The sequence below is a fragment of the Methylovorus menthalis genome (assembly GCF_020523625.1).
Taxonomy (GTDB): domain Bacteria; phylum Pseudomonadota; class Gammaproteobacteria; order Burkholderiales; family Methylophilaceae; genus Methylovorus; species Methylovorus menthalis.
This window is the reverse complement of sequence record NZ_JAJAQH010000006.1, coordinates 1199504-1212449: the sequence shown is the minus strand read 5'-3', so window position 1 is coordinate 1212449 and position 12946 is coordinate 1199504. Positions and strand designations below refer to the sequence as shown.

The 12946-nt window shown below is 55.5% G+C and carries 10 protein-coding genes; 7 read left to right on the top strand and 3 right to left on the bottom strand.

The window, feature by feature from the left end; all coding sequences use genetic code 11:
• Positions 1–12 precede the first annotated feature (12 nt).
• Together LG204_RS11545 and adh are read right to left on the bottom strand one after the other, a co-directional pair.
• Positions 13–387: a DUF779 domain-containing protein gene (locus tag LG204_RS11545; protein ID WP_230337406.1), complete on the bottom strand. Its 375-nt coding sequence runs from the start codon at positions 385–387 to the stop codon at positions 13–15.
• A 115-nt stretch (positions 388–502) separates the two neighbouring features.
• A complete protein-coding gene (adh, locus tag LG204_RS11540; protein WP_230337405.1) occupies positions 503–2023 on the bottom strand; it encodes an aldehyde dehydrogenase in 1521 nt (506 codons plus the stop codon).
• 400 nt (positions 2024–2423) lie between these two features.
• Here adh and LG204_RS11535 point away from each other — a divergent pair, with 400 nt between their 5' ends.
• The 7 genes from LG204_RS11535 (at position 2424) to ispF (ending at position 9723) form a co-directional block, all read left to right on the top strand.
• The gene (locus tag LG204_RS11535; RefSeq protein ID WP_230337404.1) at positions 2424–2894 is read left to right on the top strand and encodes a formate dehydrogenase subunit gamma; all 471 of its coding nucleotides are present in this window, start codon (positions 2424–2426) and stop codon (positions 2892–2894) included.
• The gene (locus LG204_RS11530; protein WP_230337403.1) at positions 2894–4444 is read left to right on the top strand and encodes a formate dehydrogenase beta subunit; all 1551 of its coding nucleotides are present in this window, start codon (positions 2894–2896) and stop codon (positions 4442–4444) included. Before LG204_RS11535 ends, LG204_RS11530 begins: the two co-directional genes overlap by 1 nt.
• 20 nt (positions 4445–4464) lie before the next feature.
• Entirely contained in the window at positions 4465–7311 is a 2847-nt protein-coding gene (fdhF, locus tag LG204_RS11525; protein ID WP_230337402.1) for a formate dehydrogenase subunit alpha, read from the top strand.
• Between the two features lie 6 nt (positions 7312–7317).
• Complete coding sequence (fdhD, locus tag LG204_RS11520; protein WP_230337401.1) at positions 7318–8166, top strand: formate dehydrogenase accessory sulfurtransferase FdhD; 849 nt, start codon at positions 7318–7320, stop codon at positions 8164–8166.
• A 9-nt stretch (positions 8167–8175) separates the two neighbouring features.
• The gene (locus LG204_RS11515; protein ID WP_230337400.1) at positions 8176–8400 is read left to right on the top strand and encodes a formate dehydrogenase subunit delta; all 225 of its coding nucleotides are present in this window, start codon (positions 8176–8178) and stop codon (positions 8398–8400) included.
• A gap of 124 nt (positions 8401–8524) precedes the next feature.
• Complete coding sequence (gene ispD, locus LG204_RS11510; RefSeq protein ID WP_230337399.1) at positions 8525–9244, top strand: 2-C-methyl-D-erythritol 4-phosphate cytidylyltransferase; 720 nt, start codon at positions 8525–8527, stop codon at positions 9242–9244.
• Entirely contained in the window at positions 9241–9723 is a 483-nt protein-coding gene (gene ispF / locus LG204_RS11505) for a 2-C-methyl-D-erythritol 2,4-cyclodiphosphate synthase (RefSeq protein WP_013442038.1), read from the top strand. Before ispD ends, ispF begins: the two co-directional genes overlap by 4 nt.
• Positions 9724–9837: 114 nt before the next feature.
• Here the strand turns inward: ispF and LG204_RS11500 are convergent, their stop codons facing one another.
• Positions 9838–12945, bottom strand: a complete 3108-nt coding sequence (locus LG204_RS11500; protein WP_230337398.1) for an efflux RND transporter permease subunit — start codon at positions 12943–12945, stop codon at positions 9838–9840.
• Between the last annotated feature and the right edge of the window lies 1 nt (position 12946).

Below are 12946 nucleotides of genomic sequence, written 5' to 3'. Positions count from 1 at the left end.
TTCCTGCTGTGACTAACTACACGTTTCAATCGGCGCGAGCTGGTGCCATTCTTCGTCAGTAAACAGCCGGGATCGTATAATGAAATGCTTGCCGGTCGCCTGCTCCAGCGAAAACATGCCGCCATGTCCGGGGATTACATCCAGTGTCATATGCGTGTGCTCCCAGTACTGAAACTGGAATTTCGCCATATAAAAAGGCACGCCATGCACATCGCCCAATTTCACATCCGAGCCACCTATCATGAATTCCCCTTCCTGGAGGCACATGGGGGCGCTGCCTTCGCAGCAACCACCGGACTGGTGGAACATGAGATTGCCATGCCTGGCCTTAAGCTCATCAATGAGCGCTTCTGCTGCGGGGGTGGCCACAATGCGTGCTGCTGTCATAGGTAACTCCTGTTCAAGCGCCACTGAGCGTAGCATAAATCAAAAATGAAAAAGCGAGAGGACGGGGAATGGCTCCGTCGCTCTCGCTGTTATGACCCCTTAAAACAGCAGGGGTTTAGAAAAAGCCCAAGGCGTTCGGGCTGTAGCTGACCAAGAGGTTCTTGGTTTGCTGGTAGTGGTCCAGCATCATCTTGTGGTTTTCACGACCGATGCCCGACTGTTTGTAACCACCAAAGGCGGCATGCGCAGGGTAGAGGTGGTAGCAGTTGGTCCAGACGCGACCAGCCTGAATGCCACGGCCCATGCGGAATGCGCGGCTGCCATCACGTGTCCATACACCGGCGCCCAGGCCGTACATGGTGTCATTGGCAATGGCCAGCGCTTCGGCTTCATCCTTGAAGGTGGTGACCGACAATACTGGGCCGAAAATTTCTTCCTGGAAAATGCGCATCTTGTTGTGGCCCTTGAACACGGTAGGCTCGATGTAATAGCCTTCGCTCAATTCGCCAGTCAGCTTGGTCACATTGCCGCCGGTCAGCACTTCCGCACCTTCTTCGCGGCCCAGCTTGATATAAGACATGATGATCTCGACCTGTTCGCTCGATGCTTGCGCGCCGATCATGGTCGAAGCATCCAGCGGATTGCCCTGCTTGATTGCCTTGACACGCTTCAATGCGCGTTCCATGAATTTTTCGTAGATCGATTCCTGAATCAATGCACGCGAAGGACAGGTACAGACTTCGCCCTGGTTCAGTGCAAACAGGGCAAAGCCTTCCAGACACTTGTCGAAGTAGGCGTCGTCGGCATCCATGATGTCTTCAAAGAAGACGTTGGGGGATTTGCCACCCAGTTCCAGCGTCACTGGAATCAGGTTTTGCGATGCATATTGCATGATCAGGCGACCCACGGAGGTGGAACCGGTAAACGCAATCTTGGCGATGCGTGGGCTGGTAGCCAGTGCCTTGCCTGCTTCTACGCCAAAGCCGTTGACCACATTCAATACACCAGGCGGCAGCAGGTGACCGATGATCTCCATGACGATTAGAATGGAAGCCGGGGTTTGTTCGGCAGGCTTCATGACAATACAGTTGCCTGCAGCCAGAGCTGGTGCCAGTTTCCATGCGGCCATCAAGATAGGGAAGTTCCAGGGAATGATCTGGCCGACAACACCTAGTGGTTCATGGAAATGATAGGCCACGGTGTCGTGGTCGATTTCGCTGATGCCACCTTCCTGAGCGCGCACAGCACCGGCAAAGTAACGGAAGTGATCAATGGCGAGAGGAATATCTGCCGCCATGGTTTCGCGGATGGGCTTGCCGTTATCGATGGTTTCGGCAATCGCAATTTTTTCCAGGTTGGCTTCCATCGCGTCGGCGATTTTCAGCAGGATATTGGAGCGAGCTGTTGTGGAGGTCTTGCCCCAAGCGTCCTTGGCTGCATGTGCAGCATCCAGTGCCAGGTTGACATCCTTATCGGTGGAGCGGGCGATCTTGCAGAACACTTTGCCAGTGACCGGGCTGATGTTATCGAAATACTCGCCATCCACTGGAGCTACCCACTTGCCGCCAATGTAATTGTCATATTTGGCCTGATATGGAATCTCAACACCCAGGCCCTTCAAGCTTTCCAGACTCATAGCAACTCCTCCAAGAGTTATTGAAAAATACTAAAAAACAACAACATGAAACATATTTTTATAACGACTTATAAATCACTGTACAGCTCATGCGGTTAGGATCAGCATGTGTAATTACCCCGATTTTTGTGGGGTTAATTGACTAGTGTAGGCACAATCCATTGCTTCTGGCTATATATATCCTGCATAGATCATTTTTCAGCCAATCTGAAATGATGCAAGCATGAGACTGCGATTGTGCATGCTAAATTCCAACCCCCTGTTTAAACCCTGCGCCACCATGAAAAATTAATGAACTTGTGATTTGACATGGTTTCTAAAATTGTATCAAAATGTAAACAGGCAGTCTCAACGAACTCGAATAATAAAAACCAAGTTGTTTTGTAGTAGAGGAGATGTTGTGTTACCTGAGCAAGCAGCGCGTATTGACGCGCACATTACTGCACACAAGGCGCTGCCTGGCGGGTTGTTGCCTTTACTGCATGCCATACAGGACGACGTGGGATATGTGCCGGAGGAGAGCTATGGCAGCATATCCAAAGCCTTGAATCTTTCGGTGGCCGAAATTCACGGCGTCGTCACCTTTTACCACCACTTCCGCACCCATCCACCAGGACGTCATGTCATTCAGATATGCCGCGCCGAATCCTGCCAGTCCATGGGCTCTACCGAACTCGAGGCGCATGCCAAAGCCACATTGGGCATTGATTATCACCAGACGACGTCTGATGGCAGCATCACCCTTGAGCCAGTGTATTGTCTGGGCAACTGCGCCTGCTCACCGGCGATTACGGTGGATGAAGAAGTCTATGGCCGCGTCAGCCCCAACCGGCTGGATGCGATTATTGCCGAAGCGAAGGGAGTGGCGTGATGACCCGTATCTATGTTCCCCGTGACTCCAGTGCTTTGTCACTGGGGGCGGAAAAAGTAGCCAAGGCGATTGCCGAGCACGCAGCGCGCAATAATGTGGCGGTTGAAATCATTCGTAATGGCTCGCGCGGCATGTTCTGGCTTGAGCCGCTGGTAGAAGTGGAAACGCCTGCTGGCCGCATTGCCTATGGCCCGGTTGAGGTAAGTGATGTGCCCGGCTTGTTCGCTGCAGGTTTTCTGGAAGGCGGCGCTCATGCGCTACGTCTGGGCCTTACCGATGAGTTGCCATGGCTCAAGCAGCAGGAGCGGCTGACTTTTGCCCGTGTCGGCATTACCGACCCTGTATCCCTCACCGACTATTTGGCGCATGATGGCTATCGTGGTTTGCAAAACGCACTGGCACTGCAGCCTGCCGAGATTGTGCAAGAGGTGACAGATTCTGGCCTGCGTGGCCGGGGTGGCGCGGCTTTCCCGACAGGTATCAAGTGGAAAACCGTGCACGATTGCAAAGCCGACCAGAAATACATCGTCTGTAATGCCGATGAGGGGGATTCCGGCACCTATTCAGATCGCATGATCATGGAAGGTGACCCGTTTGTCCTGATTGAAGGCATGACGATTGCTGCGCTGGCAGTGGGGGCAACGCAAGGGTATATCTACCTGCGCTCCGAGTATCCGCATGCGCTGGCCGTGCTCAACGAAGCTATTCAGCATGCTCGTGAAAAGCATTACCTGGGGCCGAATATTCTCGGTAGTGGCCATGCCTTTGAGCTTGAGGTGCGTCGCGCAGCCGGGGCGTATGTCTGTGGTGAAGAAACCTCGCTGCTGGAAAGCCTGGAAGGCAAGCGCGGTCTGGTGCGTTTCAAACCACCATTGCCCGCGATTGAAGGCTTGTTCGGCAAGCCGACTGTGGTCAACAACGTGATTTCCTTTGCCAGTGTGCCGATTATTCTGGATAAAGGCGGCGCCTTCTACCGTGACTACGGCATGGGGCGTTCCCGCGGCACATTGCCTATCCAGCTTGCAGGCAATATCAAGCATGGTGGCTTGGTGGAAAAAGCCTTCGGCGTTACCTTGCGTCAGTTGCTGTATGACTTTGGCGGTGGTTCGGCCACGGGGCGTCCTATCCGTGCCGTGCAGGTTGGTGGCCCGCTGGGTGCCTATCTGCCGGAATCGCAGTTTGATACGCCGCTGGATTACGAAGAGTTTTCCAAATTGTGGGCGGTGCTCGGTCATGGTGGCATTGTGGCGTTTGACGACACAGTGGACATGGCCAAAATGGCCCGCTACGCCTTTGAGTTCTGTGCCATTGAGTCCTGCGGCAAATGCACGCCATGCCGCATCGGTTCAACCCGTGGCGTGGAAGTCATGGACAAGATCATGCAAGGTCGCGACCACGCGCAGAACATTGCCCTGGTGCGCGATCTCAGCGACACGATGCTGAATGGTTCCCTCTGCGCACTGGGCGGCATGACGCCATACCCGGTGTTGAGTGCAATCAACCATTTTCCAGAAGATTTCGGCCTTAATAAAAAAGCACAAGCGGCCTGAGCAGTATTTAGGAGATAGCCATGGAACACCAAAAAGATTACGGTACCCCAGCCAGCCATTCTGATCAGCAAGTGACCCTCAATATTGATGGCACAGAGGTCACGGTGCCTGCTGGCACTTCCATCATGCATGCGGCCATGGTCGCTGGCGTCAGCGTTCCGAAATTATGTGCAACAGACAGTCTGGACCCATTCGGCTCCTGCCGTTTGTGCCTGGTCGAGATTGAAGGCCGTCGCGGATATCCTGCATCGTGTACCACACCGGTCGATAACGGGCTGAAAGTCCGTACGCAAAGTCCCAAGCTGGCGGATATCCGCCGCGGTGTGATGGAGCTTTACATCTCCGACCACCCGCTGGATTGCCTGACCTGTGCCGCCAATGGTGATTGCGAACTGCAGGACATGGCAGGCGCTGTGGGCCTGCGCGAAGTGCGCTATGGCTACGAAGGTGAAAACCACCTGCGCGCCGAAAAAGACACCTCCAATCCATATTTCACGTTTGATCCTTCCAAGTGCATCGTTTGCTCACGCTGTGTGCGGGCTTGTGAAGAAACCCAGGGCACGTTTGCGCTCACCATTCAGGGCCGTGGCTTTGAATCCAAGGTCGCCTCTGGTGTGAATAATTTCCTGGAATCCGAATGTGTGTCTTGTGGTGCCTGTGTGCAGGCTTGCCCGACCGCTACCCTGATGGAAAAGTCGGTGATACAGCATGGCCAGCCCGAGCATAGCGTGACGACCACTTGCGCCTACTGCGGCGTTGGCTGCTCGTTTAATGCCGAGATGAAAGGCGAAGAGTTGATCCGCATGGTGCCCAACAAAGATGGCGGCGCCAATCATGGACACTCCTGTGTAAAAGGGCGTTTCGCTTGGGGTTACGCCACGCATAAGGATCGTATTACCAAACCCATGATCCGAAAGAGCATTACCGATCCGTGGACGGAAGTGTCCTGGGACGAGGCAATTTCGTATGCCGCCAGTGAGATTCAGCGTATTCAGGGCAAATATGGCAAGGAATCGGTTGGCGCCATTACCTCTTCGCGCTGCACCAATGAAGAAGTCTATGTCGTGCAAAAGCTGGTGCGAGCCGTATTCGGCAGCAATAACGTCGATACCTGCGCTCGCGTGTGCCATTCGCCAACGGGTTATGGCCTGAAGCAAACCCTCGGTGAGTCTGCTGGCACCCAGACGTTTGATTCGGTAATGAAGTCAGACGTCATCATGGTGATAGGCGCCAACCCCACCGATGGCCACCCGGTATTCGGTTCGCAAATGAAGCGTCGCCTGCGTGAGGGCGCCAAACTGATCGTGGCGGATCCACGTGCGATTGACTTGGTATCGTCCCCACACGTCAAGGCAGATCACCACCTCAAGCTGCGCCCGGGTACCAATGTGGCGCTGATCTCGGCCATGGCCCATGTGGTGGTGACCGAAGGACTAGTAGACGAAGAATTCGTAAAAGCCCGCTGCGAGTGGGATTCCTTTGAAATGTGGCGCGACTTTGTCGCCAAGCCAGAAAATTCCCCTGAAGCCCTTGAAAGCGAGCTGGGCATCAAGGCAGCCGAGGTGCGTGCAGCCGCGCGCTTGTTTGCGACGGGTGGCAATGCCGCGATCTATTACGGTTTGGGCGTGACTGAGCATAGCCAAGGCTCGACCACGGTCATGGGGATTGCCAATCTGGCGATGGCCACAGGCAATATCGGGCGTGAAGGCGTAGGCGTTAACCCATTGCGCGGCCAGAACAATGTGCAGGGTTCCTGCGACATGGGCTCCATGCCGCACGAGTTCACTGGCTATCGCCATGTGTCGGACGATGCCACGCGCGCCTTGTTCGAGTCGGCCTGGGGCCGTCCACTGTCGGCTGACCCGGGTCTGCGCATTCCCAATATGCTGGATCAGGCGATTGAAGGTAGCTTCAAGGCGCTGTATTGCAATGGCGAGGATATCGCCCAGTCTGACCCGGATACCCAACACGTTACCCACGCGCTGGAGTCCATGGAGTGCGTCATCGTGCAGGATCTGTTCCTGAATGAAACCGCGATGTATGCCCATGTGTTCCTGCCAGGCGCATCTTTCCTGGAGAAGACCGGCACCTTTACCAATGCCGAGCGTCGTATCTCGCCTGTTCGTCGCGTCATGACCCCGAAAAATGGCTATGAGGACTGGGAAATCACCGCCAAGCTGTCCACGGCGCTGGGCTACCCCATGCATTACAAGCATGCCTCGGACATTCTGGATGAAATTGCGGCGCTAACGCCGACGTTCTCCGGCGTCAGCTTCAAGAAGCTGGACGAGCTGGGCAGCGTGCAATGGCCTTGCACGGATGAATTCCCGAATGGCACGCCGACCATGCACATAGACGAGTTTGTACGTGGCAAGGGCAAGTTCTTCATTACCCAGTACGTGCCCACCACGGAAAAGGTCAACGCCAAGTATCCATTGATCCTGACCACTGGCCGTATCCTTTCGCAATATAATGTAGGCGCGCAGACACGACGTACCGAGAATGTGGCCTGGCATCCTGAGGATATGGTCGAGATCCATCCGCACGATGCTGAAGATCGCGGTATCAGCGAAGGTGACTGGGTGGGAATCGCCAGCCGCGCCGGTGAAACGGTGCTACGCGCCAAGATTACCGAGCGCGTGCAGCCTGGCGTCATTTACACCACCTTCCACCATCCTGAGTCCGGGGCCAACGTGATTACCACCGATAACTCTGATTGGGCGACCAATTGCCCTGAGTTCAAGGTAACCGCGGTGCAGGTGACCCGTGTTTCACAACTTTCCGACTGGCAGCGCAGCTATCGGCAGTTCAGTGAAGAGCAGATTGCTTTTGCGCATAACACAGCTAAAGAGGCGCGGATTGAGTAGAGATGTGTGAGTGAAAAATTAGTCAATGCAGAGACCGGGTTGGACATTACCGGTCTCTATCCCGTCAGAAAATGGCGTGCTGATGAAGAAGGAAATGGCGTAACGGCATTGCAGGATCGCGTGGCTGAAGAAATGCCAGTCGCCATGATTTACAACGATATTTCGCATGCAGTGATGCTGGCAACGCCGGATGACTTGGCAGATTTTGCACTGGGGTTTTCGCTGTGCGAAGGCATCTTGCGCGAGCCCAATGATCTTTACGGGCTGGATATCGTGCCGCAGGAAAAAGGCGTTGAATTGCGCATGGAGATTGCCAGCGAATGCTTTGCCAATCTCAAGGAGCGGCGGCGCAGCATGGCAGGGCGTACCGGCTGTGGTTTGTGCGGGGCGGAGAGCCTGGAACAGGCGCTGCGTATCCCCGATAAAGTGGTGGCGTCGGACCTGAAGTTTGATTACCGCGCGATTTTGCGGGCGCAGGAAAGCATACAAAAAAGCCAGCCGCTGCAAGCGCTGACGGGCGCTACCCATGCCAGTGCCTGGGTGAGCCCCGAAGGCGAGATACGCATGGTGCGCGAAGACGTGGGACGGCACAATGCGCTTGATAAGTTGATAGGGGCGATTGCCCGCGCCGGTGATGACAGGCGAGGCTTTGTGTTAACGACCAGCCGTGCGAGTTATGAAATGGTGCAAAAAACCGTGACAGCCGGGATTTCCATGCTGGTGGCGATTTCGGCACCTACTGGCCTAGCCATCCGCGTGGCAGAAAACAGCGGAATTGCACTGGTCGGGTTTACCCGCAGTCACCAGCACGTGGTGTATGCAGGCGCAGAAAAGATTATTTACGGGGATTTTTGAAGAGTCGACATGAACATTGAGCATCTGATTACCATGGCCAACCAGATTGGCACGTTTTTTTCTGCATACCCTGATCGCGAGCTGGCAAAAAATGAAATTGTTAGCCATATCAAACGCTTCTGGGCGCACAACATGCGCCAGCAACTGGTCAGCCATGTGAATGACAAGCAAGGCCAGGGCCTAGATGCGATAGTCACCGACGCTGTACGCCAGCATGTGGGACAACTGATTTAACCTGTTTGCCTGCTGTTTGAAGCGCGGCGTTTGGCTGTCGGGGATCATGCTTCTCTCAGCCAATAGTCTTCTCCTGTTTCAACCTTCATCTGTTCCCGCCAAGTCGGCATGCTAGAATCGAGGCATGCAAAAAAGTCATGTCCTGATCCCGGCAAGTGGCTCTGGTAGCCGCATGCAGGCCTCTCTTCCCAAACAGTATCTACCCTTGCTCGGGCAAGCCGTGGTGCTGCGAACCGTTCATCTTTTTCTCGCCAGTCCCTGTATCAGCAGTGTGCATGTGGTGCTGAATCCCGAAGATGATATCTGGGCTAACCAGGCTGATCTCCCGATATCTGACCGTCTGCACGTGCATTACCAGGGCGGCAATACGCGTTCTGAGTCGGTACTGAATGGCCTCCATGCCATGCAGGAGTTGGTAGATGAGCATGACTGGGTGCTGGTGCACGATGCCGCCCGCCCGATGCTGACTCCTCAGTTGCTGGAACGCCTTATTGATGCCGTGCAGCAGGATAGCGTAGGCGGGCTTTTGGCGATTCCGCTGGCTGATACGCTGAAACGCTCTGACCCTGAGCAGCGAGTACAGCGTACTGAACCCCGCGATGCGCTGTGGCAGGCGCAGACGCCGCAAATGTTTCCGCATGGCTTGTTGAAACGCGCGCTGGAGCACACGCGGCAACTGGCAGACTATATTCCCACCGATGAAGCACAAGCGATTGAGGCGCTCGGCCTTAAACCGCTGCTGGTGCAAGGCGAATTGCGCAATATTAAAATTACCTATCCGCAGGATCTCTGGCTGGCTGAAGCCATCCTGCGGGCTGACCAGACCCAAGGAGAGCAAGCATGATACGTATAGGCCATGGCTTTGATGTGCATCAATTGATTGAAGGGCGTCGCTGCATTATCGGCGGGGTGGATATTCCGCACAGCAAAGGCCTGCTCGGGCATTCGGATGCCGATGTGCTGCTGCATGCCATCTGCGATGCCATGCTGGGCGCGGCGGCGCTGGGCGATATTGGTAAACACTTCCCGGATACCGATGTGCGCTACAAGGGCATTGATTCGCGCGAGCTGTTGCGTCACGTCGTCAAGCTCATACGCGCCAAGCACTACGCTATTGTCAATATCGATGCCACCGTCATGGCGCAGGCGCCGCGCCTGTCTGCCCATATCGACCAGATGTGCGCCAACATTGCCGAGGATTGCAACCTGTTGCGCGATGCGATCAACGTAAAGGCCACGACTACCGAGAAGCTGGGTTTTGTCGGCCGTGAAGAGGGCATTGCGGCCGAGGCAGTCTGTCTGCTGCAACGTTTCCAGATTTAATTATTCAGCATCAGCGATTATGTCGATCGCATCAATAAAAAACGCCCGGGCATCGTTGTCCGGGCGTTTTTATTGCGGTGACCAGCCCTATTGCCAGGGCTGGCAACGTCGCGCTTATTGCTCTTTGCGCCAGGGTTTGCTGCGCGCCTCATCCGAGAACGTAGGGAATAGCAAGGGCAGCAACAGCAGGGTGAAGAAGGTGGCTGTCACCAGACCGCCCACAATCACCACGGCAAACGGGCGTTGCGTTTCAGAGCCTATGCTGTGCGACAGCGCCGCAGGCAGCAAGCCCAGGCCTGCCATCAGCGCCGTCATCAGGATAGGCCGCAAGCGGGCCACGGCGCCATCCAGCACGGCATCCTTGACGCTCACGCCATCCAGTATCATGCGCTTGATCTGCTCCACCATGATCACGCCGTTTTGCACCGAGATACCGGCGAGGGCGATAAAGCCCACTGCAGCCGACACCGACAAATGCAAGCCCGCCAGCCACAAGCCGCCCAAGCCGCCGATGAGCGTGAATGGAATCATCATCAGTACCAGCAGCGCATTGCGTACCGACTTGAATGCGGTAAACAGCAGCACAAAGATCAGCATCAGGGATAAAGGCACAATCACTTCCAGCCGCTGCATGGCGCGTTGCTGATTCTCAAACTGGCCGCCCCAGGTGATGTTATAGCCGGGTGGCAATGGCACTTGCTGTTTGACCTTGGCCATGGCTTCCTGCACAAAACTGCCCTGGTCGCGGTCAATCAGGTTGGCCTTGATCGCGACTATCCGCGATACACCTTCACGCCCCACGCGGGATGCACCTTGCTTCACCTGAATGTCGGCAATCTCACTCAAGGGAATGCTGCCTGCATTGTTGGGCAAGGCGATCGGCAGTTCAGCAATATCATCGACAGCATCGCGATATTCCTTGTCCAGACGCAACGTGACATCAAAGCGGCGATCACCATCGTAAAAGGTATTGGCCGCATTGCCAGCCAGCGCCGTTTGCACGGTGCTATTGACGTCGCCTACCTGCAGGCCATAGCGCGCCATGCGTGCCCGATCCAGCTGAATATCCAGCTCCGAGTTGCCTGAGATACGGATCGCAGCAACATCGGTTGCACCCTTTATGCTGTTCAATACATCCACCACCTCGTCGGCCTTGGATTCCAGAATCCCCAGGTCTGGCCCGAAGATCTTGACGGAAATTTCCCCTTTCACGCCGGACAAGGCTTCCTCCACGCTGTCTTGAATCACCTGCGAGAAGTTGGTAGGAATGCCGGGGATAGTGTGTATCTTGGCCGACATATCCTTGATCAGCGCTTCCTTGCTGGCGAATTTCCAGGTGTCCTTGGGTTTCAGGTCAGCCAGGATCTCGATATTGTTAGGGCCTTTGGGGTCGGTGCCATCGTCTGGGCGGCCAACGTGACTCACTACGAGATGTACTTCCTGATAGCCCAGCAATATCTTGCGCACATGCCGTTCCACTTCCTTGGTTTTTTCCAGACTGGTGGAGGGTGGCAGGCTGATGGTGAGCCAGATATTGCCTTCATCCAGCCGTGGCAGAAACTCGGAACCCAGCCGCGGTGCCAGCAGGACCGAGATGGCCAGCAAGCCAACAGAAACCAGCACCACCCGCTTGCGCATGGTGCCCATGCGTACCAGAAAGTTGCGGTAACCTTGCTGCACTTTTTCCAGCCATGGGCTATGGCTCTCGGCCATATCTTCACGACGCATGGTGTAAGAGAGCAGGGCAGGTACCAGCGTGAGCGTCAGCAAAATGGCGCCGAGCAAGGCAAAGCTCAGGGTAAACGCCATGGGCGAGAAGATTTTGCCCTCCACGCGCTGGAAGGTGAAGATGGGCAAGAACGCCAAAATGATGATGAGCTTGGAAAACAGGATAGGGCGCCCCATCTCAATGGCGGTCTGCTTGAGTGTGTGGATGCGCCAGCCATAGCTGGCCTGCTGCGGGAATTTATCCAGCTCGGTCACCGCCAGCCGCACCATCAGCGCTTCAACTAGCACCACGGCACTATCGATGATGATGCCGAAGTCCACCGCGCCCAGCGAAATCAGGTTGGCCGATACACCACGAATATCCATGATGATGAAGGCGAACAGCAGTGACAAGGGAATGACGCTGGCGACAATCAGCGCCGCGCGCCAATTGCGCAGGAACACGATCAGAATTGCCACCACCAGCAGTGCACCGACGATGAGGTTTTCCGTGACGGTATGCACGGTATGATCGATCAGGCTGGTACGGTCATAGAAGGGTGCGATACGCACGCCGGGTGGCAGCTTGGCGTTCACTTCCTTGGCTTTTTCGCGCAGCGCTTCAATCACCTTGGCCGGGTTCTGGCCCTTGTTCATGAGCACAATGCCCTCGATCACGTCATCGCGATCGTTATAGGACACAATGCCCGAGCGGGTCTTGTCACCAATCACGGCCTGGCCGACGTCGCTGACCACAATCGGGCGACCATCACGCGAGGTGATCACGGTCTGGCCAATATCATCAATACTCTTGAAGAGGCCTATGCCGCGCACTACCAACGCTTCATCGCCACGGTGCATGAGGCCACCGCCGACGTTGCTGCTGTTATTGCCCAAGGCTTGGTTGACCTGATCAATGCTGATATCAAATTTCTTCAGCAGGTAAGGGTCGAGTTGGACTTGGTATTCCTTGACCGCACCACCAAAGCTGGTGATGTCGGCTACGCCGGGCACCGTGCGCAGCATGGGGATGATCTGCCAGTCCTGAATCGCCCGGATTTCCCGCTGTGGCATATCCTTGGGCGCCTCGACCAGATAGCGGTAGATTTCGCCTACCGCGGTGGTCAGCGGCGCAAGGGTGGGCTGGTAAGCCGCAGGCAAACCAACGCCCTGCAAGCGCTCAAGCACTTGCTGACGAGCAAAATAGTCATCCGTGTGTTCGGAAAAAGTCAGGGTGACCACAGACAGGCCGGTAATGGAGACCGAGCGCATTTGCATCAGATGCGGCACGCCGCTCATCTCATGCTCAATCGGCAGGGTTACCACGCGTTCGACTTCTTCCGGGGCAAGCCCGGCAGCCTGGGTGACGATGCCTACGTGTACATCTTCTACATCCGGGAATGCCTCAATCGGCAGGTTTTGAACGGCAAAATAGCCCGAAATAATCACGGCCAAGGTGCCCAGCAGCACAAACACGCGCTGCTGGAGGGAGAATGTAATCAGTTTTTCCAACATG